This is a genomic window from Bacillus cereus (genome assembly GCF_015071065.1).
Taxonomy (GTDB): domain Bacteria; phylum Bacillota; class Bacilli; order Bacillales; family Bacillaceae_G; genus Bacillus_A; species Bacillus_A cereus_BA.
Map to the genome: position 1 here is coordinate 58,851 of NZ_VOVA01000002.1, position 25,835 is coordinate 84,685.

Consider the following 25,835-nt stretch of genomic DNA (forward strand, 5'->3'; position numbering starts at 1 on the left):
GATAGGAAATAATTAACAATATATGTAAAGGGAAAAGTGAGGTGAGCATGATTGAGGAAATTTTTAATTCCGTATTTCCATTCTTTATTAAGCTTACTTATTTCAATGACGATAGTTCAAATATACGATGGGAAGGGGATTTTCGAAGGAGAGCTATTTTCTATTTTTACGAATCTTTTTATTGCTATGGCCAACATGTTGGCTGCTACTTTGATAGTTGGAATCCCTGTTGTTTTAGTGGGCTGTCTTCTTGGGGAAATATTGTTTAGGTGTGTTATTTTACCTGTAAAGCTACATTTTATTCCATCCTTAATTTTATATATTCTTTTAGCTATAAGTATTGTTTTTGGCTATGAAGTTATATCTGACGGGTTCCCTACAATATATGAAAATACACGTATTGTTGTAATGATGTACTTTATGGGACTAACTGTCATTTGCTCTATTACATTTTTAGTAAGCAGGACTACATATGAAGAGAAATAAGGTGATTATATGAAATATACTTGTCCATGTTGCGGATATAAAACATTAGAAGAAGAACCACCAGGTACATATGAAATTTGTAACATATGTTATTGGGAAGATGATGAGGTTCAGTTTAACGATCATGACTTTGAAGGTGGGGCGAATGAGGTTTCGTTAAGGCAAGCGCAGAAAAATTTCATTGCATTTGGTGCTTGTGAGGAATGTTGTGTTGGATCAGTTAGAAAGCCGACTAGTGAAGATGTGAAGGATGCTAGTTGGAAACAAATTTTATAAATAAAAATGATATAAAAAAGGCACCTAGCAAAAGTACTAGATGCAAATAAAAACACAAGGGAAGATAAATGTCTTCCCTTTTCCCGTAAGTAATTATATCAAAAAAATTATAAAAAACTAGCTTTATTTTTAATATAATTGATGTGTGAGGCTATGAAGGCAAAAGATTACACTATTTTCGTAGTGTTTTATTAAGAAAAGGAGTTGTGTCCATGATTAATTTCAAACCAGAAAATTTAAACCAACTATTAAAAGTGATGCTGATCAGTGCGAATAAGTCTTATGATGCGATTAACGATTATGAATTTACGGGAGAATCGGTAGCATTCCGTATAGATTTTGAGTATATAGATGTTGCTCTTATGGTTACCGATATGCTAGGAAGATCTGCTTCTAAATTTAACATTCTGCCATATGCTCGTCCTAATACGAATGATATAGATTACATCCAGTTTCAAGTGTATTCCATTAATGAAGGGAATTTTAAGGAAGTACTTGATACGATGTAGCGAAAGAGGTTTAACTATAATTTTACAAAACTGTATATAAAAACTTGTTTTCTGCTAATATATAATTAATAAATTCATATAATTGGAGTGATGAGATGCAGCCGTTAGAAAGAGAGATTCATTCTAATATGCTTAAAGTGTGGAGAATTCACGCTTTAATTGGGGCGGCGGTTATACTAACAGTCGTAATTGCGTATTTCTTTTTTATGATTAATTTTCATTGGTGGGGCTGGTTGTTTGGGCTGTTAGTAACGGGCGCTATTACGTTTATCCCACTTGATTATTTTGTATTTCCAAATTTACGTCAGCGTTATTATAGTTACAGATTAAATGAAGAAGAGATTGAGATTCAAAAGGGAATGTTCGTTGTTAAGCGCGTACTTATTCCGATGATTCGTGTACAGCACGTTACGATTGAACAAGGACCAATTATGAGAAAGTATAATTTAGCAGAATTACATATTTCAACAGCGGCAACTTCTCATAGTATTCCAGGTTTAACGAAAGAAGAAGCGGAACAATTGAAAAGACAAATTGGAGAGCTTGCGAAAGTGAGTGATGAGGATGTATAAGAGGCAACATCCGATCACGATATTATTAGGGATTAGGGTTGCGACTTTGTTGCCTTTTATTTTTCTTGTTTTATTTCGATCAGATGGTGAAGTAAAACCTTGGTATGCATTGCATCTTGTTCTTTTAGCTCTATTATTTATTATGGCTATTTTTTCAGCTGTAAAATGGTATTTCAAAGTGTACTGGGTTGAAAATAATATTGTACATATAAAACATGGTGTGTTCGTTAAGAAAGAAAGTTATTTAAATAAAGATCGTGTGCAAAATATTAGTACATCCTCAAACATCATCTATCAGTTGCTTGGACTTACGAAGTTAAATATAGAAGTAGCGGGCGGCGGTAGTGAGCCGGAAGTGATGTTAGCTGGTATTAAAGAAGATGAAGCGAATGAACTAATTGCCTTGTTACATAAAGAGAGAAGTGTTGCGAGTGCAGAGGCGCCCGAGGAGGAAGGCAGTAAGACGATTTATCAGTTAACAGCGAAAGAAATTTTATTCGCATCTATTACATCTGGTAGATTCGGATTAGTATTTTCTGGACTACTTCTTATTTACTCGGAGTTTAATCAATTTCTTCCAAAATGGCTCATCAATAAAGCGGAAGCGTATGTGATGGATAACGGTGTATATGAATTAATCGTTATGGCCGCGATTTTAATGGCAATTTCGTGGGTCATTTCTACAGCTGGCTATGCGCTAAAATATGCGAACTTTAAAATCGAGCGAAACGGAAATGAAATTCGCATCGTTCAAGGGTTATTTGATAAGAAAGAGTTTGTGTTAAAATTACACCGCATTCAAGCGATTACTGTGAAAGAAGGAATTCTTCGCCAGCCTTTCGGTTATTGCTCTGTCGAAGTGGAAGTGATTCAAAGTATAGAATCCGCCGGTAATGAAGTGATGCTACATCCTTTTATGAAGAAAAAAGATGTACAGCAGCTACTTACATATTTGCAGTTACCGTATGAAATGGAAGAAACAATGGTCCATTTACCGAAAACAGCATTGCGCCGTTACGTCATAATGGGCTGGATTACAAGTGCGGTGCTCGCTGTGCCAATAGTTGGTGCGAGTATATATTTTAAACAACATACCGCATTGTTTACTCTTATACCGCTATTTATTGTATTTACAATACTTGCGTATGCCCGGTATACAAGCGGCGGATATATGATGAGAGAAAATCAATTAACGATGGTGTACCGTCGTCTTGCGAAATATACAGGAATTATGCGTAGAAGGCATGTTCAAGTAGTTGGGTACAATCAATCGTATTTTCAAAAGAAAGACGAGTTATGTACAGCTGTCGTATCAGTAGCAGGGCATGGCTATAAAGTGAAGCATATGCGTAAACAAGACGCGCTTCGCATATATAATTGGTACAAAGAAAAAGGAAACACCGGTGTGTAACGGTGTTTCCTTTTTTGTCTCTATTTGTCGCGCGGTAATAAAATTTCACATATCAAACGTTGCGAATTCCTAAACTAACACATCAAAAGTAGTCACAAAAGAAGGACGAGAGAAAATGCTTTTTTGCTGTTCTGCATGTGGATGCGCTTGAGCTTGTCCCTCTGCTTGTGCAGGGCGCTTTTTATGAGCGTTTTCGAATGAACGTGATTCTGTCCAGTCTTTAAAGTTTTGCTCTGTTTCCCACATCGTTAAGATGACGTATGTATCATTACTTAATGGGCGAAGAACGCGGATTGCTTGGAAGCCAGGTTCGTTTTCGATAAGACCTGCGCGGTTTTTAAAACGGTTTTCAAATACAGGGCGACCTTCGTCTGTTACAGAAATGTTGTTACAAACGATGTAGCCAGGTTGTCCTTTAAATTCTCCAACAGCGTCTAATACGTCATACTGAAGTGTGGATTCTACAGATTCTTCAGTATTTTCTTTATAAAACATGTCTTTTTCGTTATTTTTTGCAGTGAAATGTGCTTGTTCTAGAGGTGTTTCGTATGAAATAATAGCCTTCATTTTAATGCCCCCTTTATGGTTTGTCTCTATTATATCAATTCTCTTAAAAAACTTCGAAGATTATATACATAAAGATAGTCCTTTTCCAAATAATAAATGTACCATCATTTGGAAAGAAGGCCGATGTATGAAGAAAGCAAAGTGGACTTTATTGGGCGGGTTAGCAACGTTTGTAGTAGCAATTGTACTTTATAAACTTATTGTGTTAGCTGGTGGCTATATGATGGATGAAAAGCAGCTTGTTTTCCACTCTTCATCACGTATCGTTGACCAGAAAGGAAAAGAAATTACGAAATTATATGTAGAAAATAGAGAGCTCGTGCCGATCGAAGAAATTCCAAAGTATGTGCAGCAAGCATTTATTGCTGTGGAAGATTCTCGTTTTTATGAACATCAAGGAATTGATTACCCTTCTATACTTCGGGCGCTGTATAAAGACGCGTTAGCTGGAGAGAAGGTAGAAGGCGGTAGTACAATTACGCAGCAACTAGCTAAAAATGTCTTTTTAACTCGCGAAAAAACATTTACGCGTAAATTGAAAGAGGTCGCAATTTCTCTTCAATTAGAGCAAAAATATACGAAGCAGCAAATTCTTGAAATGTATATGAACCATATTTATTTCGGTCATGGGGCATATGGTATTCAAGCGGCAGCAAAGCTGTATTTTAATAAAAGTGTAGAGGATTTAACAGTAGAAGAAGGAGCAATGCTTGCAGGTCTTCCGAAGTCACCAAACGGATATTCACCGTACTTATCTCCGGAGAAGAGTAAGGAGCGCCGTGATCTCGTACTGTCACTTATGCATAAACAAGGCTATTTAAATGCAGAAGAAAGTGTTCGTTATCAGGGTAAGACAATTGCTCTTTATAAAAACTTAGATGAGAATGAACTCGCATATATGCCGTACATAGATATGGTCATAGATGAAGCCGCTCGTTTATACGGATTATCTCATCTAGAAGTACTTCGCGGAGGATATACGTTTGTCGTACCGATGGATGAAAAGATTCAAAAGGTAGCGTATAACCAGTTTCAAGATGCAAGAAATTTCCCTGGTAAAGAAGAAGGGGCGCAAGGTGCATTTTTATTAATGGATAACCAGACTGGCGGAATTAAAGCTGCGATTGGCGGAAGAAAGTATGTTCCGAGAGGACTTAATCGCGTCTTTGCAAAAAGACAACCGGGCTCTGTGTTAAAACCACTTCTCGTGTATGCGCCAGCACTAGAAACGAAAAAGTATAATCCATATTCTTTATTAACGAATGAAAAAAGTTCGTTTGAAGGTTATGAACCTCGAAATTACAATCATGAGTATTCGAAAGAAATGACGATGTACGATGCGATTTTAGAATCAGCAAATGTACCGGCAGTTTCTTTATTAAATGAGTTAGGGGTAGAAGAAGGAAAGCAATATTTAGAGAAAGGAAATGTTCATATTGCAGACGCTGGTCTAAGTACAGCACTTGGCGGGCTGAAAAATGGTGTTTCAACATTGGATCTTGTGAAAATGTATCGTGCATTTTTAGCAAATGGTAATATTATTGAGCCGCACGTTATTGATAAAGTGTTAAATAGACACGGTGCAGTCATTGGGGAATCGCCAAAAGTAGAAACGAATATTTTCTCGAAACAAACGGCATGGTATATGACGAAAATGTTAGAAGGAGTTGTGAAGGAAGGGACAGCAAAAGCAGGTGTATATAACGGTGCATTAGCTGGAAAGACGGGTACAACTTCATTGCCAAATGACGACAATGGGGCAAGAGATATGTGGTTCGTTGGCTATACGCCGAATTTAGTAGGCGCTGTTTGGATTGGCTATGACCGCACGGATAAAGAGCATCAATTACAAGATGGAAATGCATCTGCAACGATGTTATTTAAAAAGATTTTAACGAAAGCAAATATACAAGATAAAGCGAGTTTTCATAGGCCAAAAGGTGTTGAAACAATTGGGCTGCCAATTCGTTTAGATAAGGTTAAAAACGTGGAAGCAAAACTAGCTTTTAGTCCTTTCGGTTTATTTGCGATGAAACTAAGCTGGACGCCGCTTCCTGATGAGCGAATTATGTATCGGGTTTATAAAGTTGAAAAAGGAATTCATACTCACGTTGGGACGGTAAAAGGAACAGGGAAATATGAGGAAAAGTTTATTAATATATTCTCAAAACCAAGTTTTTACGTTGTGCCATATAACACACAAACGAACCGCGAGGGAGAAAAGTCAAAAGTAGCTAAACCGTAGTTTTTCTCTGTGCTATAATAAGAATGTTGTGAAAATAGTAAACAGTTTTACGAATGTTTGTGTCAATTTAATGAACAACGTACATAATGTTATGCATTTTGTTTTTACAAGCTGTATAGTAAAAAAAGATAAATATCGGAATAGAGCGTATTTAAAGAAAAAGCATTGGTAAGGAAGGGAGCAAGGGTCTTGGTAAGAACTATAAATGAGACATTTTTAAAAGCATGTAGGGGGGAACGTACAGAGTATGTACCAGCATGGTATATGCGTCAAGCAGGTCGTTCGCAGCCGGAATATAGAAAGATAAAAGAAAAGTATTCTTTATTTGAAATTACACACAATCCAGAGTTATGTGCTTACGTTACAAAGTTGCCAGTTGATCAATATAACGTAGACGCAGCAATTCTTTATAAAGATATTATGTCACCACTACCTGCAATTGGTGTGGATGTGGAAATTAAATCTGGCATTGGTCCAGTTATCGATAATCCAATTCGCTCTTTACAAGACGTAGAAAAATTAGGGGAAATCAATCCAGAAGATGATGTACCTTACATACTAGATACAATTCGTTTATTAACGACAGAAATGTTAGATGTACCGTTAATCGGTTTTTCAGGAGCTCCATTTACGTTAGCGAGCTATATGATTGAAGGCGGTCCTTCTCGTAGCTATCATAATACGAAAGCGTTTATGTATGCAGAGCCGAAAGCTTGGTTCGCTTTAATGGATAAGCTTGCAGATATGGTTATTACATATTTAAAAGCGCAAATTAATGCAGGAGCAAAAGCGGTTCAAATTTTCGATTCTTGGGTTGGAACAGTAAATGTAGCGGATTACCGCATATTTATTAAACCAGCGATGGAACGTATTTTTGCAGAAGTTCGCACGATGGGTGTTCCAATGATTATGCACGGCGTTGGGGCAGGACACTTAGTGAATGAATGGCACGACTTACCGCTTGATGTAGTAGGTTTAGATTGGCGCTTATCAATCGAAGAAGCACGCACGCGTGGTGTTCATAAGGCGGTACAAGGAAATATGGATCCTTCATTCTTATTAGCACCTTGGCCTGTTATTGAAGAACATGTAAAAGGTATTTTAGATCAAGGGATGAAGCAGCCAGGTTACGTATTTAACTTAGGTCACGGCGTATTCCCAGAAGTAAATCCAGATACATTAAAACGCTTAACTACATTTATTCATGAGTACTCTAAAGAACAGTTAGCGAAGTAAAGGAGATTGGCTGTATGAAAAAGAAAATTGGTTTGCTTGTAATGGCATATGGAACGCCATATAAAGAAGAAGATATTGAACGTTACTATACACATATTCGCAGAGGAAGAAAGCCAAGTCCTGAAATGCTAGAAGATTTAACAGAGCGTTACCGTGCAATTGGTGGTATTTCTCCTTTAGCTACTATTACATTGGAGCAAGCTAAGAAGTTAGAGACGCGTTTAAATGAAATGCAAGATGAAGTAGAGTACCACATGTATCTTGGTTTAAAACATATTGAACCGTTCATTGAAGATGCAGTACAAGCTATGCATAAAGATGGAATAGAAGATGCAATTGCACTCGTTCTTGCCCCTCACTATTCTACTTTTAGTGTGAAGTCGTATGTAGGACGAGCGCAAGAAGAAGCAGAAAAACTTGGAAACTTAACAATTCACGGCATTGATAGCTGGTATAAAGAACCGAAATTCATCCAGTACTGGGTTGATGCAGTGAAAGGTATATATAACGGTATGTCAGAAGCAGAACGTGAAAAAGCAGTATTAATCGTATCTGCACATAGCTTACCAGAGAAAATTATCGCACTCGGCGATCCATATCCAGATCAATTAAATGAAACAGCTGATTATATTGCACGCGGTGCTGAAGTAGCAAATTATGCGGTTGGCTGGCAAAGTGCCGGAAATACACCGGATCCTTGGATTGGTCCAGATGTACAAGATTTAACGAGAGAATTAAATGAAAAGTACGGCTATAGTTCATTCGTATATGCACCAGTTGGATTTGTTGCGGAACATTTAGAAGTTTTATATGACAATGACTTTGAGTGTAAAGTGGTAACTGATGCAATTGGCGCGAAATATTATCGTCCAGAAATGCCAAACGCAACATCAGCATTTATTGACTGTTTAGCTGATGTTGTATTAAAGAAAAAAGAATCAGTATTGTAAGAAGAAAGGGGGAGCCTGCTTGAGGAAAAAAGTTGTGATCATCGGCGGTGGCATCACAGGATTAACAACAATGTATAACTTACAAAAAGATATTCGTGACAAGAACTTGCCGATAGATACATTACTTATAGAAGCGTCGGGTAAACTTGGCGGGAAAATTCAAACCGTTCAAAAAGATGGATTTACAATTGAACGTGGCCCTGATTCCTTCTTAGCAAGAAAAAAGAGTGCAGCTAAATTAGTGAAAGAATTAGGACTTGATGCTGAACTTGTAAATAATAAGGCTGGTCAATCGTTCGTTCTCGTAAACAATCGGTTACATAAAATGCCGAGCGGTTCAATGATGGGAATTCCAACGCAAATTACGCCGTTTCTATTTTCCGGATTGTTCTCCCCAATTGGTAAATTAAGAGCTGGTTTTGACTTATTAATGCCTAGATCAAAACCAGTTTCTGATCAATCACTCGGGCAGTTTTTCAGGCATCGTCTTGGAAATGAAGTCGTTGAAAATTTAATTGAGCCATTATTATCTGGTATTTATGCAGGGGATATTGATGAAATGAGTTTAATGTCAACATTCCCTCAAATTTATCAAGTTGAACAGGAGCACCGTAGTATTTCACTCGGTATGCGTACGCTCGCTCCAAAGCAAGAGAAGGCTGAAATGAAAAAGGGAATCTTTAAAACTGTGAAGACTGGTTTAGAATCTATAGTAGAATCTCTTGAAGTGAAGATTCCTAATGATATGGTAATGAAGGGAACTCGTATTGAAAAAGTTATAAAACTTGGTGATAGTTATACGATTACTCTTAGTAACGGAAAAGAAATGGAAGCAGATGCGATTGTAGTTGCGACGCCGCATAAAGTATTGCCGACTATGTTTGGACAGTACAAGCAGTTTCGTTTCTTCCGTAACATTCCGTCTACATCAGTTGCAAACGTGGCACTTGCTTTCCCGAAGTCTGCAATTCAGCGTGATATTGATGGTACCGGATTTGTCGTATCAAGAAATAGTGATTACACGATTACAGCGTGTACGTGGACGCATAAAAAATGGCCACATACAACGCCAGAAGGAAAAACGCTTCTTCGCTGTTACGTCGGACGCCCAGGTGATGAAGCGATTGTTGAACAAACTGACGAAGAAATTGTGCAGCTCGTATTAGAGGACTTACAAAAGACAATGGATATTACAGAGGATCCAGAGTTTACAATTGTAAGCCGATGGAAAGAAGCGATGCCTCAATATACAGTAGGTCATAAAGAGCGAATGAAGAAGATCACAACATTTATGGAGAAAGAATTGCCAGGTGTGTATTTGGCAGGTAGTTCTTACGGTGGGGCTGGTCTTCCGGCTTGTATTGAGCAAGGTGAGTTGGCAGCGAAACGTGTGTTATCACATATTGAAAAAATAGTAGTATGTGAACGAGAGGCTTTGAATGTATAAAAAACTACCACTTCCTAAAGAAGTGGTAGTTTTTTATTGGAAAATAGGTGTCTGTACCTTCCATATTCCATCAGTTTTTAACATGAGTAATTTTTTATTTTTGTTAATTTGTATATGACCACGCGTTTGTCCGATATATGTAAATTCCGAGCTAACGAAGCGCAACTCACGAATTAAATCTACAGCTAAATCTCCCTCTCGATTTTCAGTAATAAATTGCTCTTTCGTAGCGCTAGATTCAGTAAATAAGTATGCAGTTTCATAATCACTTATTTTCAGAGCGTGTAGAAAAAGTTTTAAACTCATTTCTGGTGTGTTCTCTTTTAATATACTGGCATCATGTGTTTTCATTAAACTTCGATAGAGACGATCCTCCTCAGAGTTTAAGCTTGCTAAATAAGGAGAAGTAAAGAATAAAACCTTGATACTGAATAATATGAGAATGATTCCGATAAAAGGTAATGCTAATTTCGTGAACTTCATTTCGTATCCTTTCTTTATAAGTGTTTAGTTTATTATATATTTCAAATATCATAATTAAAAGAATTTGTTTTAAACTTATAGCTGAGATTAATTTTTTGTAAAACTTGTCGAAATAGCATTCTATATAACGAATCATTTGTTATGATAGACATGCTGAGAAAATATGAAATAGGGAGAGGGAAATGGCTGTGAAGAAATTGTTAAGTGTCTTTTTATCATTTATGCTATTGCTTTCATTTACTGGAACTTTAGCGCAAGCAGAAGAAACTACTTCTATGTCAGTAGAAAAAGCAATTCAAGTATTTAAGCAGCAAGGGAAAACGAAGGGGATAGTGGAAGGATATATCGTTGGGTATACGCAAGGTCCTTCTAAATACACGAAAGATCCGGCTAAGTTTGACGACACAAACGTGGCAATTGCCGATTCGCCAAACGAAACGAATCCAGATAAGATCATGCCTGTTCAATTGCCAAAAGGCGATGTGAGATCGGCTGTAAACGTGAAAGACCATCCTGAAAATATCGGGAAGAAAGTTAGGTTAACGGGGACGCTTGAGTTATATTTCGGTAGTCCTGGTTTAAAATCAGTAACAGCTCATAAGTTTCAAGGAGAAGAACAAAACCGCGTTAGCGATGTAGTGGCATCACCAAATGGCGGGGAAGTTGCAAGAGGAACAGCGGTAACATTAACAACGAATACAGAAGGAGCAACAATCTACTATACGTTAGATGGGTCTAATCCTACAAATAAAAGTGTTCGTTATAACGGACAAATTATAGTGAATGAAAATAGTGTAGTGAAAGCAATCGCTGAAAAAGAAGGGCTTACTTCTTCAGCAGTTTCAACATTTTCATTTATTATCGCAAACAATGAACCAGTTCGTATTCATGATATTCAAGGGAAATCACATATTTCTCCTTACAACGGGAAGAAAGTAAACAATGTGGAAGGCGTTGTCACAGCGCTTGATAAAAATGGTTTTTATATAGAAGATAATCAGCCGGATAATGATCCAGCTACTTCAGAAGGTATTTACGTATACAAAAAAGATGCGAATGTAGCGGTAGGAGATCTTATTCAAGTTGATGGAGAAGTAGAAGAATACGTTGGACCTGGATATGCAGAACGATTTGAAACAGACTTAACGACGACTGAAATTAAGGCGAGTCGCATCGCTGTAATCGCAAAAAATCAGACTTTACCAGCACCGATTGTACTTGGAGAAAACGGTGTGAAAATCCCGGATCAAATTATCGATAATGATGCATTCGGTTTATTTGATCCAACTGAAGATGCAATCGATTTTTATGAAAGCGTAGAAGGTATGCGCGTTACGATGCCAACGCCAAAAATCATCGCTCCTCAGAAAAATGGTAACTTATATGTAACAGTACAAAATGGTGGAGATAAAGTTATAACGAAGTATGGCACACCGCTATTAGATAAAGATCAATTAAATCCAGAGCGTCTTTCTGTAAAAGTACCTCGTGATTATGTCGCGAAAGTAGGAGATACTTTCACTGGAGATATAACAGGCGTAGTAGGATATGATTACGGTTCGTTCCGCATTTCGCCAGTAACAGAATTACCATCTGTAACGGACGGTGGATTTAAGCAAGTAGGGGCAAATATTCAGCCGCGTCTTGATAAATTAACAGTTGCTACATATAATATTGAAAACTTCTCGGCGAATAAAAAAGAAACAACGGACGAAAAGGTAAAAGCGTTAGCTTATTCTATTAAATATAACTTGAAAATGCCTGATATTATCGGTGTAGAGGAAATGCAAGATAATAATGGATCAATTAATGACGGTACAACAGACGCTTCTTTAAGCGCAAAACGTATCATTGATGCAGTTCTAGAAATTCGTGGACCGAAGTATGAGTATGTAGAAATTGCTCCGAACAATAATCAAGACGGGGGAGCACCAGGAGCTAATATTCGCGTCGGTTTCTTCTACAACCCATCACGCGTGAAATTAGCAGCAGTACCGAAGTTACTTGATAAAAATGTTGTTCGTATTGGAGACGAAAATCCATTATTTGAAAGTACACGTAAACCGTTAGCGGCAGAATTTACGTTCCAAGGACAAAACGTTGTTGTCGTTGCAAATCACTTAAACTCAAAACTAGGAGATGCAACGCCATTTGGAAAAGTGCAGCCGCTCGTATTAAAGAGTGAAGAGAAACGAGTTCAATTAGCACAAGAAGTGAATCATTTCGTAAAAGGCATTCAAGAAAAGAATACGAATGCGCCAGTGGTTGTATTAGGTGATATGAATGATTTCGAATTCTCTAAACCACTGGAGGCACTAGAGGGAACGATATTAAAAGATATGTTAAACACAGTGCCGAAAGAGAATCGTTACACGTACATTCATGAAGGTAACGCACAAGTGTTAGACCATATTTTAGTAACAAATAACATCGCACCGCACACAATTGTAGACCCAGTACACTTAAACTCAAACATTATGAAAGAGCACGGACGTGTAAGTGACCATGATCCAGTACTTGCTCAAATTGATTTGAAGAAGGCTTCTTAAAGTAGGGGAACGCTTAGGTATCTAAGCGTTCTTTTATTTTATGAAAAGAGATAAGAATAGTATATAAGCGATTTGTTAGAATACTATAGATTAATCTTTTGTATTTTTACGGTAAAATTAATTGAATATTTAGTTTTTTAGGAGGAGGTCAACGATGCAAGCACAAATAAATGGGAAATTAATGAACCAGCTTGCAATTTTTTTTAGTACGATCGTCATGCTTCAATTTGTGGCGGAGATAACAGGACTTACTCAAAATTTGGACATTACGTATAACTTAATAAATACAGCAAGTTCCTATATAACGTTTAGTTTGGCGGTTATTTTTACTTTACTAGGCGCAAGAAGAGAATTAAGTAAATATGCGATTATTTCGTTATGTTTAGTGGTAGCTATTAAAGCAATTTACTTTGCGGCTGTTGTTATTTTGTGGGGATTGGCTGGTACGCCGTAAATGAATAGAAAAAACCTAATTTCCAAGATAACGTGAGGAAATTAGGTTTTTATAATGGCTGAAAAGCTTTTCTACATCGATCTCGTTTTTGAAGCCTTCTCATATATCTTTTTTTGTCCCGTTGTAATCCTTTTATGTACATGAATAAGCTGACAAGGAAGAAAAATGTACATTGTAAAATGTACGGTGACATCCCGTGTAATGGTTGTTTCGGATCATATAAGTGAATAGGTGCTCCGCCTATTGTAGGGAATATTGTATTTAGCAGGACGAAAGGAATGGAAGTAACTGCTAATGGAAATAGAATTGCCATGTAATCCTTTTGTGACCATGTGGATGCTGCTAAACCTAAGAGGGCCATTAAACCAGCGAATAAAAAGTTAATCCCAATATATAGATAAATATAAGTGATGGGAGAAGAGAAATATAACTCTGCGAACATTCCGTTGCCATTTATCATGCTAGTACCGACGGTGGGATATCCATTTGGAATTGTTAATTTGCAAAGTAATAAAGAAAGAATGAACGGTAAAGTATAAAGAAATCCCCCGCAGAAAAATGTAACGATATATTTTGTAAAGGAATACGAGAATAGGGAAATTTCCTTACTTATAAAAGTTTTGAAACCATCGGATTTATCGGAATTATAACTTGTACTAAATGGTAAACTTGCAATAACAGGCATTAATAATAAATAAACATCCATTTCATTATTACGAAACCCAATCCATTTAAAAGCAGTTGCTATAGCCCCATTCGCTGCGTCTTCTAAATAACGAATTACATAATAATAATGATAAATAGAAATAAGAGCTAATCCACTAAACATAATAATTAAAGAAACACGATTACAAAAAGCTTGCCTTATATTTAAACGAAGCGCACGCATCATGACTGAAAAAGCCTCCACTATTTTTATAAATCTGTCTACTTTCTATATTACTATTAAATGTAAGGATTTTCTTGTTTTTTTATTTGTTTATTAGAAAAAGAGGAATTTTGTTGTTGTTAGGTAAGGTTTAACTGTAGAAGAAGATTGTCAGAGTGAAAGGAAAAGAGAGGGCATATTAAATTTTAGTTTGGACAAAATTATGCCTTCTATGTCGAAATAAGAAAAAGGTGTTCATAAAAATTATATCTGAAGAACATCTTTTCCTTTCCCCTTTCCTTCTGATACACTATGGACAGTATGATATACATTGACTGGAATGTTTTTATACTGGGAATAACTAAAAAGAGAACTTGTATAGAATGTAAGCGTGTGGTAATATCAAATATGTACCAATTGACTATATTGTCCAATTGGTCATTTTTGGAGGTGACGATGTGGCGATAGATCGAAAACGTTCTATTATTGAAGCTGCAACAAAGTCTTTTTCAGCATTCGGTTATAAGGCGACGACGATGGATCAAGTTGCGAAGTTAGCGAATGTAGGAAAAGGAACAATTTATACTTTTTTCAAAAATAAAGAAGAACTATTTGGCGAAATTATTTCTAATTTAATTACAGAAATGAAGCAAGTCGCAAAAGACGCAATTCGTTCAGATATTTCATTTTTTGAAAATGTACATAGAGCATTATATAGCATATTAGAATTTAGAAAAGAACATCAGCTCATGATTAAACTAATTCAAGAAGAGCGTGATATGGGAACGAAAGAAGTACAAGAAGTGATGCAACAAGTAGATGTGGAAATCATTTCTGTCATTCAATCGTATTTAGAGATTGCGATTGAAAAAGGTGAGATTAGCAAATGTGATCCAGAAATTACAGCGTTTATTATGCTTCGCCTATACGTATCGCTTATTTTTGATTGGGAAAAAAATCATGAACCGTTAGAAAAAGAAAAGATCTCGGAATTATTCGAATTTTATTTACTAAAAGGATTGTCAAATTAAGATAATCCTTTTACTATTATAAAAAATGACTAAATGAACAAAATGGTCATATGTTTAATTTAGGGGGATAATAGAAAATTTACAATTATATTGAGAAAAAGTTGCATAGTATAAATTCGGGGATAAGGCATATGTATGAACAGATATAGCCTTTTTATTTGGGTGAAAATGACTGAATAGACATTTTGGTCATTTTTAAAAAGGGGGATAAATTATGAAATGGCATAAGTTGCTTAGTAAAGAATTTGCAGAGATTATAAAAAGCAAAAAAATATTAATCCCAATCATTGCGGTTTTATTTGTACCAATTTTATATGCGGGTATGTTTTTATGGGCCTTTTGGGATCCGTATGAACAGCTAGATGACTTGCCAGTTGCGGTAGTCAATTTAGATAAAGGTGCAGAACTTGATGGGAAACCAATTGAGGTCGGGAAAGGGCTCGTTGATAACTTAAAAGATAATAAAAGTTTTAAATGGGAATTTGTAAGTGAAAAAGAAGCGAAAGAGGGAATGGAAGGCAGAAAGTATTACATGTTAGTACGTATTCCAGATGACTTCTCAAGTAACGCTACAACGTTATTAAAAGACGATCCGAAACCATTAAACTTAGAATATATTCCAAATGAAAGTTTAAACTTCTTATCTTCACAAATTGGAGGAACAGCAATTGAAAAAATTAAAGGTGAAGTATCAAGCACGTTAACGAAAACATATGCAGAGAAAATGTTTGATTCCATTAAAGACGTCTCAAAAGGATTAGCAGATGGAGCGGACGGAGCAAATAAGTTACATGATGGAGCTAATGAGTTGCATGATGGATCAAGTAAAGTGACGGATGGGCTCCATACACTTCAGGGGAAATCTGGGGAGATGAAAGATGGAGTTCAGAAATTAGCAGATGGATCTAATAAATTACAAGATGGGTCCGGAAAAGTAACAGCAGGTTTAAATACATTAAATAGCAAAACAGGTGAAATACAAACTGGTATAGGGAAATTACAAGATGGATCTCAGAAAGTAACGGCAGGTTTAAATACATTAGCAAATAAATCAGGTGAATTAAAAACAGGAACGAATGAATTAGCAAATGGTATGGAAAAGCTTGTTGGAGGACAAAGTCAATTAGAAGAAGGTTCTCAAGAAATTAAAAAGGGTTTGCAAGAGTTAAATAGTACAGTGAAAAATTCTGTTACAGGCTTAGAGGAAATGCAGTCGAAAGTTCCTACTATATTAAATAAGGTAAATGAGAAAATAGATGGAGCTGGAGAAAATGTAAATCAGTTAAATGAATTTACTCAATCAACAGCAGGAGATGCAAAAACTGCAGCGCAAGATGTAGCGAATTTGCAAAAGCAAATTGAGAGTTTACCAAAAGAATATCAAGAACAGTTGCAACCATATATAACAAATGCGGCAAAAAGTACAGCGACAGTTCAGCAGAAGGCTGCCGGAGTAGCAGGTGGAACAAATAAATTAAATGAAGAAGTAAAACAATTAAAAGGTGAAATAAATCAAACAACAAGTGATGCGCAAAACAAACTACCGAATACAGCGAAATTGCAATCTTTAACGGATGGTATTGAGGGATTAGCCAGTGCACAAAAAGGATTTGTTGAAAAGTTTCAAGGGTTTGGTGAAGGATTAAGTAATGCCAAAGTAGGTGTAGATAAATTAAATAACGGGTCAGGTCAATTAATTGATGGAGTAACCCAATTAGCGGATGGCTCAAGCAAAGTAACAGGCGGTTTAGGTACATTATCTGTAGGAACAAACCAAATAATAGGTGGCGTAAATCAATTAGCAGATGGATCGGGTCAAGTAACAACTGGCTTAGGTACTCTAAATGGTGGTCTAAATAACATGGAAACTGGCTCAACCCAGCTAATCGACGGAGTAAATAAACTGGCAGACGGATCAGGAAAAGTAACAGACGGGCTTGTAAAAGTAAACGATGGTTCAGGTGAACTTGCTGAGAAACTTGGCGAAGGGGCAGAAAAAACAGGTGAAGTAAAAGGAACGGATAAAACGTATGATATGTTTGCAAGCCCAGTAAAAGTGAAGGTGGAGAAACTGGCGGAAGTTCCGAACTACGGAACTGGATTTACACCGTACTTCTTATCACTCGGTTTATTCGTTGGGGCATTACTATTATCTATCGTATATCCATTACGCGATACAGTCGGCGTTCCGAAATCAGGATTCAGCTGGTTTATTAGTAAGTTTGGCGTTTTACTATCAGTCGGTATTATTCAAGCAATAGTAGCCGATGTCATATTACTGTTCGGATTAGGTGTAGAAGTACAAAGTATTCCATACTTCCTACTCTTTAGCATTGTTACAAGTGTAGCGTTTATCGCATTAATTCAATGTTTAGTAACAGCATTCGGTGATGCAGGTCGTTTCATCGCCATCATAACATTAATTATGCAGCTTACAACAAGTGCTGGAACATTCCCGCTAGAATTGATTCCGAAGTTTTTACAACCATTTAATGCTTGGTTACCAATGACATACTCTGTATCAGGACTTAAAGCAGTCGTATCAAGTGGTGATTTTAACTTCATGTGGCAAAATATAGGGATACTCATGATTTTTATCGTTGTATTATCACTTGGAACAATTGCTTCATTAACTTGGATGCACAAACGACAATTTAAAAACATTGCTGAAAATCAATCACTTGAAGCGTAAATAAAAAAGCACCGAAATGGTGCTTTTTTATTTATCTTATTTTATTAGAGGTTTATCCTCCATACTTTTGCTGTAGTTCTTTATTTTTAGTGAGCACATTTTCAAATTTTTCTTCATGTCCTTTTGGGAAGAGGACGCCTAAACCGTACGAATGTGAAAATTCTAGGTGAGGGTATTGTGCTTTTAAAGTATCCCATAATAGATGTACACCAAATCCATTTTCGTACACGGCTATATCATGAAATAAAATAATACCGTTCTTTTTAAGTTTTGGTAACCATGTAGCATAATCGTGTGAGACCGCCTCAAACGTATGAAACCCATCGATATGTAATAAATCGATGCTTTCATCTTCAAATTGATTTAAAGCATCATCAAATGTAGAACGAATTGTTTTTCCGATTCCTGGATAACACGTGCCCAGCACATTGGTTACGGTTTCGAATACATTTTCTCCATAGTAACCGCCGTGTGGATCCCCTTGCCAAGTATCAATTGCAGTACATTGTGTCGGGAGTTGCTCGTCTTTAACAGCCTGACAAAAACTGTAGAAGGAAGATCCGTAATATGTTCCTAATTCTACTAGTGTATTAGGTTTGAAAAATGTAACGAGATCGTAAGCAAACTTGTTATGTCCAGCCCATGGTGAAGAATTTCTAATAGATGGAACGACTTGATCTACTTCAAACAAAGGATCATAATAAATCCACCGCATTCATATTCCCCCTTGACGTGTAATTCATCCATGTAAATATATGTGAAAGTTCATTGGATAGAACATATCACTTTTATTTAAAATTCCCTTTCGACCTACCTAGAGGAGAGGGGCATATTAAAAAAGGGATTACAAAGATTTGAATAGAATCATATACAGAAAGAGGAGGGGCTATGAGAAAAAAATTCAACTATTATTTCATACTGTATCCATGCGTCTACTTCCTCGTTTTCACCATATCACCTATTTTATTTCGCAAAGAAGAACATACTAGTGTAAACGATACGTTAGCATTTCTTGGATTCTACTATTTCCTTATAAGCGTAGGGTATGCACTGGATCTTTTCAGTGAAAAAGACAAGGAAAAGGATAAATAATAAGGGGGAAAATAAAATGATCGAAAGCCAAATGAAATTTCGTGATACGACCATTCGTAATTTTTTCGATAAAGAGGATCGTTTAAAATCGATTCCAGGTCAAAAAAAGAAAAAGTTAGTACTATTAGAGCATTTAATTAGCAAGTTAAACGCTGAAAATCAATATACAGAAAAAGAAATTAATACGTTCATAAAACAATATCATGATGATTTTTGTACGATTAGACGAGAATTTATCGTGCATGGGTTTATGGATCGGGAGGATAATATGTACCATATAAACGGGAGAGAAGTATGGACGAAGTGGGAGGAATTAAAATAATGAATCAGCGGGGGATTCCACTGATTATGAGTCCGCGCTAGTCGTGCATTTTCTTTGTAGTAAGTCTATGAACTCCTCAATATTAGAACTTGTAATGTATCCCAATGTTATATATTCATCTTCATAGTAAAATATTATTTTTTTATCAAAGATTCTTCTCTTCGTTTCTATAGATAGAATTTTTTCATACTCAAATTCGGCAATCAATGTATTTTTATATTGGCCCAAAAAGAGAAGTCTTCTGTTAGTAGCAAATAACATGCCTGGATACGGGACTTTATGCGTATTAATATAGTCAGTAAGTGAACATTTTAAAGTAGAGACAATAACTTCACCTTTATGTAATAGTTGTTTTGCAGCTGTTAAAATTGGATTCATTGTATACATTCCTTTTATATAGATGTAAGGATATTATATCAAAGGTGAAAAGATTCTCAATATGCAATGTTGCATATTGGGAGTTTTGGAGATTCCTTAGTTTGATAGCTCCAGTATTATTCTTTTAAGAAAAAAGTAAGAGGTGATTCAGTGATACGATTAGCAACAGAATTTGATGCGGAATCAATTATGGACATTAGAAAAGAAATTATATTATCGGAAACTACTACAAAGTTTTTTATAGTATCTCCAAATAAATTACCAAATGATATTGATTTAGAAAGAGAAAAGATACGGAAAAGTAGTGAAAAAGGTAATCTTTATATAGTTTATGAAGTAGATAGTAAGGTGATTGGCTTTTTGGTTTTCAATCGATATGAACTAGAACGCTTACGACATGCAGGTACAATGGGAATGGGGATTAAAGAGGCGTACTGTAATCAAGGCATTGGTACGAAGTTAATTGAATTTCTTATTAGTTGGGTTAAAGGGCAGAAGGGTTTAGAGAAAATTTGCTTAGGCGTAGTTTCTATTAACGATAGGGCAATTAAAGTGTATAAACGTATTGGCTTTGTAGAAGAAGGCAGACAAAAAAAGCAAGTTAAATATGAAGATGGATCATATGGAGACGATGTATTGATGGGTTTTTATATTGAATAGAATTCGATTGAATAAAGGATATATTAATAAGAAGGTGTATATACGTTATGGTATGTACATCTTTTTTCATATGCCTACTGTAAACTTCTAAAAGTAATATAAATTCCCCTCCTATTAACAGACTTTTCCCTATGTATAATATTAATATAGTAAAATCATAAGAACCTATATTGCAGTTTCCAATAATATACTATATAATCAGGATAAGAAAACGTTTTCATGCAAAGGGGGAAAATTTCGTGTCGACTATCGAGGACGTGGCGAAATTAGCGGGGTTATCAAGGACAACGGTTTCTAGGGTGATCAATAATCATCCATATGTTTCAGATGAGAAGAAGAAAAGGGTTCAATTAGCAATGAAGCATTTAGGCTTCGTTCCTAATTCTGCGGCGAGAAGGCTTCGTAAACAAAAAACAGAAACAATTGCGGTGCTTGTTCCAAGGATTACAAATCCTTTTTTTAGTAGATTTATTGAAGCAATCGAGATTGCTGCTTCTGAACATAAATATAAACTGATTATTTGTCAAACAAGATATTTACCGGAAAAAGAGATGGAGTATTTACAATTATTATCTACGAAACAAGTAGATGGGATTATTCTATGTTCACTAGAAAATCCATGGGAGAATGTGGAGCCATACTTGCAACACGGTCCAATCGTGTTATGTAATGAATATATTGAGGAAGCAAATGTTCCAACAGTGAAATTCGATCATGCACAGGGAGCATACATAGCTGCCAATCATGTATTAGAACAAGGATATCGTAATCTTATTTTTTGCCGTGGTAACGAAACGAAAGTAGTGAGCCAACAGCGAAAAATGGGCTTTTTACGTGCTATTACTGAAAAGAGTAGAGAAGTGGAAGCGATTGATTTTCTTGAAAACGCTTTCTCGTGGGATGATGGAAAACGAATATTCCATGAAGTATTAAAGGACAAAAAAAATCCTACCGCGATTTTGGCAGGAGGCGACGAGGTTGCAGCTGGAATTATCTCAGAGGCGAAACGCCATGATTGGAGTATTCCAGAAGATCTCGCTGTGATCGGTTTTGATAATCAAATTTTAGCGCAGATTACAGAGCCAGGTATTACGACAATTGAACAGCCAATTGATGAAATGGCTCGAAAAGTTGTCGAATTAATGATGGATAAAATCCATACGAAAAATTATCGACAAAAAGAATTGTATGAGTTTGAACTGGAGCTCTTGGTGAAAGGTTCAACGATGAAGGATACGATGTTATTAGCCTAGTAGACTATGTCTGCTAGGTTTTTTATGTCCACAAACTACTATTCTTCGTGAACGCAATCGTCACATTTGTTATGGTATGCTTCGTGTTGCTCATCAATTTCCTTCCCGCAGTGTGCACAAGTTTTCGTCGGTAAATTTCGGAAAAACTCCATTGGTTGATCAATCATGTCAATCCCTCCATTTCCATTTCTTACTATCATTGTATTAGTACAAAAAACAAAAGTCAACAACTGTTTTATAACAAAATTGAAAATTAATGAAAAAGTTTAGGAAATGGATTATAGTTAACAATGTAGGATGTAAGTAAAAAACTTTCTCAAGTACGGAGAAAAACTGCATTCCTACTCGGTTTTAGAAAGGATGGATACATATGAAAATGACTGTTGTCGGCTTTTGGGGCGGCTTTCCAGAAGCGGGAGAAGCAACGTCGGGGTATTTGTTTGAACACGATGGTTTTCGTTTACTTGTAGACTGTGGTAGTGGTGTACTAGCACAGCTTCAAAAATATATAACACCATCTGATATAGATGCAGTTGTATTGTCGCACTATCATCACGATCATGTTGCAGACATTGGAGTATTGCAATATGCGAGATTAATTATGAGTGTAACGAAAGGGCAACTACCGGAGTTACCAATATACGGTCATTCGTTTGATGAGAATGGACTTAATTCTTTAACGCATGCACCGCATACGAAAGGAATCGCGTACAATCCAGAAGAAACACTTCAAATTGGACCGTTCTCCATTTCATTCTTAAAAACTGTTCATCCTGTTACATGCTTTGCGATGCGTATAACAGCTGGCGATGAAGTAATTGTATACAGTGCAGATTCAAGTTATATTTCTGAATTTATTCCGTTCACAAAAGATGCGGATCTTTTCATTTGTGAATGTAATATGTATGCACATCAAGAGGCTGCAAAAGCAGGGCATATGAATAGTACAGAAGTAGCAAGTATTGCGAAAACTGCGAATGTAAAAGAACTTTTATTAACGCACTTACCGCATACAGGCAATCCATCTGATTTAGTAACAGAAGCAAAACAAATTTTCAGTGGCCATATTACGCTAGCGCATAGTGGTTACGTTTGGAATTCATGAGGTGATACGATGTTATTTATTGATAATAAAGGGATCACAGATCCTACGATAAACTTAGCGATTGAAGAATATTGTGTTAAAAATTTAGATATTAACGAAACATATTTACTGTTCTACATTAATGAGCCTTCGATTATCATTGGTAAAAACCAAAACACAGTAGAAGAAATTAATGCAGATTACGTAAAAGAACAAGGTATTCATGTTGTTCGTCGTCTATCAGGCGGAGGCGCAGTATATCATGATTTAGGAAACTTAAACTTCAGCTTTATTACGAAAGATGATGGAGATAGTTTCAGCAACTTTAAAAAATTCACAGAACCTGTAACGAAAGCGCTTGGTAAATTAGGCGTAAATGCAGAACTAAGTGGTCGTAACGACATTTTAGCTGAAGGTAGAAAAATTTCAGGTAACGCGCAGTTCTCAACGAAAGGTCGCATGTTCAGTCACGGTACATTACTATTTGACTCTGAAATCGATCACGTTGTATCAGCACTAAAAGTAAAAATGGATAAAATTCAATCAAAAGGAATTAAATCAATCCGTAGCCGCGTTGCGAATATTACAGAGTTCTTAAACGAAAAAATGACGACAGAAGAGTTTAGACAGCTTCTTCTAGAAACAATTTTTGAAGGTGAAACAGAAATTCCAACGTACGAATTAACAGAAGCTGATTGGAAAGAGATTTATAAAATTTCTGAAGAACGTTACCGCAATTGGGATTGGAACTACGGAAAATCTCCGAAGTTCAACTTACAACATTCACACCGCTTCCCAGTTGGACAAGTTGACGTTCGCCTTGAAGTGAAAAAAGGAACAGTAACAGAATGTAAAATTTACGGTGACTTCTTCGGATCACTAGATGTTCATGACATTGAAGAACGTCTAACAGGCGTACAATTTGATAAAGATGCATTCACTGTAGCTTTAGAAGGCGTAGATATCGCGCGTTATTTCGGTAATATTACAACAGAAGATTTCTTACATTTATTCTTCTAAACAGAAGAAGCCATCCCAAAATATCTTTTGGGATGGCTTTTTTTATGATGAATTCATTTACCGTTAAAAGCTTCCCTAAAAACATCTACTAGCAGGACATTCTTTTATATAAAGGAATTATCCTAAAATGATTTCTGTCCTAGTTTAATAATTTGCTGGCAAGTAGAATCACCTTATCTTTCCAAAGTTATTCAATAGGAAGTACGCCGTGTATATGCAATTAATGGAATATCACTTGCTACTTTAATTTTCTTTTAATATAATTAATTTAGAATTTTTAAATATTCTAAATTTTATAAAGGTGGGGTTTGTGTGAATCTCGTTCAATCTTTGGCTGAAACGGCAAAAAAGAAGGGGGATAAACCGGCGTACATATTTATGGATCAGTCGGTCTCTTATGACCAATTAAACAAAATGGTCACAAGGTTTTCTAATAATTTAGCAGAAATGGGCATTGGAAAAGGGGACAATGTCGCATTAGCTGTTGGCAATTCACCACATTTTTTAGTCGGTTTATACGGAACAATGAAAGCAGGAGCAACTGTCATTCCGATTAATCCAATTTATACAGCAGACGAAATACATTACATATTACAAAATGGAGATGTAAAAACAATCATCGTACTCGACGTCCTTCTACCTGTTATACAATCTCTTACAACTAGACTTCCTTCACTTGAAAATATCATCATATGCGAAACCTCATCAGATTTTAACCATACAGAAACCGAAAAAATGAAAACGTTTACTAGTTTTGTAGGAACTGGAGATACAACTTACGAAGGTCCTGAACTAGATGAAGAAGATGTAGCCGTTATTCTATACACTTCAGGGACAACTGGAAAACCAAAAGGCGCTATGTTAACACATAAAAATTTATATAGTAATGCAAGCGATGTGGCGTCGTATTTACGATATACGGCTGATGACCGCGTCGTTGCGGCACTGCCGATGTTCCATGTGTTTTGTTTAACAGTCGCAGTAAATGCGCCGATTGTTAATGGTGCGACGATTTTAATGTTACCGAAGTTTAGTCCGAAAGAAGTATTCCGTATTTGTCGTACGTATGAACCAACGATTTTTGCGGGTGTACCAACGATGTACAATTACTTATACTTATTTGAAGAAGCAAGCGCAGAAGATGTGAAAACACTTCGCCTTTGTATTTCCGGTGGTGCGTCGATGCCTGTTGCCCTTCTGAAAAACTTTGAACAACGTTTTGACGTTATTGTTTCAGAAGGATACGGTTTATCAGAAGCATCACCAGTTACTTGTTTTAATCCGCTAGATCGTCCTCGTAAACCAGGATCGATCGGTACAAATATTTGGCACGTAGAAAATAAAATTGTGAATGAACTTGGTGAAGAAGTACCTGTCGGTGCAGTTGGTGAGTTAATTGTTCGCGGACCTAACGTTATGAAAGGTTACTATAATGCGCCAGAAGATACAGCAGCGACACTAAAAGATGGCTGGTTATATACAGGTGACTTAGCGAAAATGGATGAAGAAGGTTACTTCTATATCGTCGATCGTAAAAAGGATATCGTCTTAGTTGGCGGTTATAATGTATACCCTCGCGAAGTAGAGGAAGTGTTATATACCCACGATTCGGTAGCCGAAGTTGTTGTAATCGGTGTTCCTGATGAAAACTTAGGAGAAGCAGTGCGAGCTTACGTCGTTCTGAAGCAAACGAGCGTAACAGAAGAAGAGCTAATGCATTATTGCACATTACATTTAGCGAAATATAAAGTACCAAAGAGCATTGAGTTTTTAACAGAATTGCCGAAGAATACAACTGGTAAGTTACTGCGAAGAGCTTTGAGAGAGAAGGCATTGCAAGTATAAAAAGAAAGATATTCATCTCTATGACTACATGTTTAGAGGTGGATATCTTTTTGTTTTTTAGAATTGACTAAGCTATAAGCCCATATATTTAAACCGTAATATGACTAATACGGAGGGGATATGTATGGAGCAGAAGGAATTACGATTACGGAAAGTGCAATATCTCATTTGTGACATTATGGATGAAATGAATATAGAAAGTGAGAAGAAGAACTTAGAAACATTGCAAAAGGTAATTGATCATCTTTCAGGAGCGATTGGGGATTTAGTAGATCCATCGAGTACGTATTCGTTGGACTATTTAGAGAGAAAAGTGCATACGGCCCATTATCTACTTTTTAAAAACGAGAGGAAAGCGTACTTATGTAGGAAATAACATTTTTAATTTTATTTGACATTGATAAT

Annotated in this window: 27 protein-coding genes; 21 read left to right on the forward strand and 6 right to left on the reverse strand. The window is 36.2% G+C overall.

Annotated features, from left to right (window positions below):
- Positions 1–51: 51 nt before the first annotated feature.
- From FT637_RS06255 to FT637_RS06275, 5 genes are all read left to right on the forward strand, one after another.
- A complete protein-coding gene (locus FT637_RS06255; RefSeq protein WP_193645571.1) occupies positions 52–486 on the forward strand; it encodes a hypothetical protein in 435 nt (144 codons plus the stop codon).
- Between the two features lie 9 nt (positions 487–495).
- Positions 496–762 (forward strand): CPCC family cysteine-rich protein, encoded by a 267-nt coding sequence (locus FT637_RS06260; RefSeq protein WP_193645572.1) that lies wholly within the window; start codon positions 496–498, stop codon positions 760–762.
- A 212-nt stretch (positions 763–974) separates the two neighbouring features.
- Positions 975–1,271, forward strand: coding sequence for a protoporphyrinogen oxidase (locus FT637_RS06265; protein ID WP_193645573.1), 297 nt, complete (start codon positions 975–977; stop codon positions 1,269–1,271).
- Between the two features lie 95 nt (positions 1,272–1,366).
- Positions 1,367–1,843 carry a PH domain-containing protein gene (locus tag FT637_RS06270; RefSeq protein ID WP_193645574.1) on the forward strand — a complete coding sequence of 159 codons (477 nt, stop codon included), beginning with the start codon at positions 1,367–1,369 and terminating at the stop codon, positions 1,841–1,843.
- The gene (locus FT637_RS06275) at positions 1,836–3,254 is read left to right on the forward strand and encodes a PH domain-containing protein (protein ID WP_193645575.1); all 1,419 of its coding nucleotides are present in this window, start codon (positions 1,836–1,838) and stop codon (positions 3,252–3,254) included. Before FT637_RS06270 ends, FT637_RS06275 begins: the two co-directional genes overlap by 8 nt.
- 69 nt (positions 3,255–3,323) lie before the next feature.
- Here the strand turns inward: FT637_RS06275 and hmoB are convergent, their stop codons facing one another.
- Positions 3,324–3,821, reverse strand: a complete 498-nt coding sequence (hmoB, locus tag FT637_RS06280) for a heme-degrading monooxygenase HmoB (RefSeq protein WP_193645576.1) — start codon at positions 3,819–3,821, stop codon at positions 3,324–3,326.
- Between the two features lie 127 nt (positions 3,822–3,948).
- On the opposite strand from hmoB, the gene FT637_RS06285 reads away from it, so the two are divergent.
- The 4 genes from FT637_RS06285 to hemY all read left to right on the forward strand — a co-directional run bounded on the left by FT637_RS06285 (position 3,949) and on the right by hemY (position 9,699).
- Positions 3,949–6,066, forward strand: coding sequence for a transglycosylase domain-containing protein (locus FT637_RS06285; protein ID WP_193645577.1), 2,118 nt, complete (start codon positions 3,949–3,951; stop codon positions 6,064–6,066).
- A 189-nt stretch (positions 6,067–6,255) separates the two neighbouring features.
- A complete protein-coding gene (gene hemE / locus FT637_RS06290; protein WP_193645578.1) occupies positions 6,256–7,302 on the forward strand; it encodes a uroporphyrinogen decarboxylase in 1,047 nt (348 codons plus the stop codon).
- A 14-nt stretch (positions 7,303–7,316) separates the two neighbouring features.
- Entirely contained in the window at positions 7,317–8,252 is a 936-nt protein-coding gene (gene hemH / locus FT637_RS06295; protein WP_193645579.1) for a ferrochelatase, read from the forward strand.
- A gap of 19 nt (positions 8,253–8,271) precedes the next feature.
- Entirely contained in the window at positions 8,272–9,699 is a 1,428-nt protein-coding gene (hemY, locus tag FT637_RS06300; RefSeq protein ID WP_193645580.1) for a protoporphyrinogen oxidase, read from the forward strand.
- Positions 9,700–9,732: 33 nt separating this feature from the next.
- Here hemY and FT637_RS06305 read toward each other — a convergent pair whose 3' ends face one another.
- Positions 9,733–10,182, reverse strand: a complete 450-nt coding sequence (locus FT637_RS06305; RefSeq protein WP_193645581.1) for a hypothetical protein — start codon at positions 10,180–10,182, stop codon at positions 9,733–9,735.
- Positions 10,183–10,364: 182 nt separating this feature from the next.
- Here FT637_RS06305 and FT637_RS06310 point away from each other — a divergent pair, with 182 nt between their 5' ends.
- Both FT637_RS06310 and FT637_RS06315 read left to right on the forward strand, forming a co-directional pair.
- The gene (locus tag FT637_RS06310) at positions 10,365–12,731 is read left to right on the forward strand and encodes a DUF6359 domain-containing protein (RefSeq protein WP_193645582.1); all 2,367 of its coding nucleotides are present in this window, start codon (positions 10,365–10,367) and stop codon (positions 12,729–12,731) included.
- Positions 12,732–12,885: 154 nt separating this feature from the next.
- A complete protein-coding gene (locus FT637_RS06315; protein WP_193645583.1) occupies positions 12,886–13,185 on the forward strand; it encodes a hypothetical protein in 300 nt (99 codons plus the stop codon).
- Between the two features lie 49 nt (positions 13,186–13,234).
- Here the strand turns inward: FT637_RS06315 and FT637_RS06320 are convergent, their stop codons facing one another.
- Positions 13,235–14,077, reverse strand: a complete 843-nt coding sequence (locus tag FT637_RS06320; protein ID WP_193645584.1) for a hypothetical protein — start codon at positions 14,075–14,077, stop codon at positions 13,235–13,237.
- A gap of 434 nt (positions 14,078–14,511) precedes the next feature.
- Between FT637_RS06320 and FT637_RS06325 the strand changes: the two genes are divergently transcribed.
- Together FT637_RS06325 and FT637_RS06330 are read left to right on the forward strand one after the other, a co-directional pair.
- Positions 14,512–15,084, forward strand: coding sequence for a TetR/AcrR family transcriptional regulator (locus tag FT637_RS06325; protein ID WP_193645585.1), 573 nt, complete (start codon positions 14,512–14,514; stop codon positions 15,082–15,084).
- Positions 15,085–15,298: 214 nt separating this feature from the next.
- Positions 15,299–17,776: a YhgE/Pip family protein gene (locus FT637_RS06330; RefSeq protein WP_193645586.1), complete on the forward strand. Its 2,478-nt coding sequence runs from the start codon at positions 15,299–15,301 to the stop codon at positions 17,774–17,776.
- Between the two features lie 52 nt (positions 17,777–17,828).
- Here the strand turns inward: FT637_RS06330 and FT637_RS06335 are convergent, their stop codons facing one another.
- Entirely contained in the window at positions 17,829–18,491 is a 663-nt protein-coding gene (locus FT637_RS06335; RefSeq protein WP_193645587.1) for a class I SAM-dependent methyltransferase, read from the reverse strand.
- Between the two features lie 173 nt (positions 18,492–18,664).
- On the opposite strand from FT637_RS06335, the gene FT637_RS06340 reads away from it, so the two are divergent.
- Both FT637_RS06340 and FT637_RS06345 read left to right on the forward strand, forming a co-directional pair.
- Positions 18,665–18,868, forward strand: coding sequence for a hypothetical protein (locus FT637_RS06340; protein WP_193645588.1), 204 nt, complete (start codon positions 18,665–18,667; stop codon positions 18,866–18,868).
- Positions 18,869–18,884: 16 nt separating this feature from the next.
- Entirely contained in the window at positions 18,885–19,190 is a 306-nt protein-coding gene (locus tag FT637_RS06345; RefSeq protein ID WP_193645589.1) for a DUF2087 domain-containing protein, read from the forward strand.
- A gap of 24 nt (positions 19,191–19,214) precedes the next feature.
- Here FT637_RS06345 and FT637_RS06350 read toward each other — a convergent pair whose 3' ends face one another.
- Positions 19,215–19,568, reverse strand: a complete 354-nt coding sequence (locus FT637_RS06350) for a PH domain-containing protein (RefSeq protein WP_002201452.1) — start codon at positions 19,566–19,568, stop codon at positions 19,215–19,217.
- Positions 19,569–19,718: 150 nt separating this feature from the next.
- Between FT637_RS06350 and FT637_RS06355 the strand changes: the two genes are divergently transcribed.
- Positions 19,719–20,228, forward strand: a complete 510-nt coding sequence (locus tag FT637_RS06355; RefSeq protein ID WP_193645590.1) for a GNAT family N-acetyltransferase — start codon at positions 19,719–19,721, stop codon at positions 20,226–20,228.
- Positions 20,229–20,467: 239 nt separating this feature from the next.
- Positions 20,468–21,481 carry a LacI family DNA-binding transcriptional regulator gene (locus FT637_RS06360; RefSeq protein WP_002158960.1) on the forward strand — a complete coding sequence of 338 codons (1,014 nt, stop codon included), beginning with the start codon at positions 20,468–20,470 and terminating at the stop codon, positions 21,479–21,481.
- A gap of 38 nt (positions 21,482–21,519) precedes the next feature.
- Here the strand turns inward: FT637_RS06360 and yhfH are convergent, their stop codons facing one another.
- Positions 21,520–21,648 carry a protein YhfH gene (yhfH, locus tag FT637_RS06365; RefSeq protein ID WP_000567010.1) on the reverse strand — a complete coding sequence of 43 codons (129 nt, stop codon included), beginning with the start codon at positions 21,646–21,648 and terminating at the stop codon, positions 21,520–21,522.
- A gap of 203 nt (positions 21,649–21,851) precedes the next feature.
- On the opposite strand from yhfH, the gene FT637_RS06370 reads away from it, so the two are divergent.
- The 4 genes from FT637_RS06370 (at position 21,852) to FT637_RS06385 (ending at position 25,806) form a co-directional block, all read left to right on the forward strand.
- Complete coding sequence (locus FT637_RS06370; protein ID WP_193645591.1) at positions 21,852–22,586, forward strand: MBL fold metallo-hydrolase; 735 nt, start codon at positions 21,852–21,854, stop codon at positions 22,584–22,586.
- 9 nt (positions 22,587–22,595) lie between these two features.
- The gene (locus FT637_RS06375) at positions 22,596–23,585 is read left to right on the forward strand and encodes a lipoate--protein ligase (RefSeq protein WP_193645592.1); all 990 of its coding nucleotides are present in this window, start codon (positions 22,596–22,598) and stop codon (positions 23,583–23,585) included.
- A 312-nt stretch (positions 23,586–23,897) separates the two neighbouring features.
- The gene (locus FT637_RS06380; protein WP_193645593.1) at positions 23,898–25,430 is read left to right on the forward strand and encodes a fatty acid--CoA ligase family protein; all 1,533 of its coding nucleotides are present in this window, start codon (positions 23,898–23,900) and stop codon (positions 25,428–25,430) included.
- A 124-nt stretch (positions 25,431–25,554) separates the two neighbouring features.
- The gene (locus tag FT637_RS06385) at positions 25,555–25,806 is read left to right on the forward strand and encodes a hypothetical protein (protein WP_193645594.1); all 252 of its coding nucleotides are present in this window, start codon (positions 25,555–25,557) and stop codon (positions 25,804–25,806) included.
- Positions 25,807–25,835: the final 29 nt, after the last annotated feature.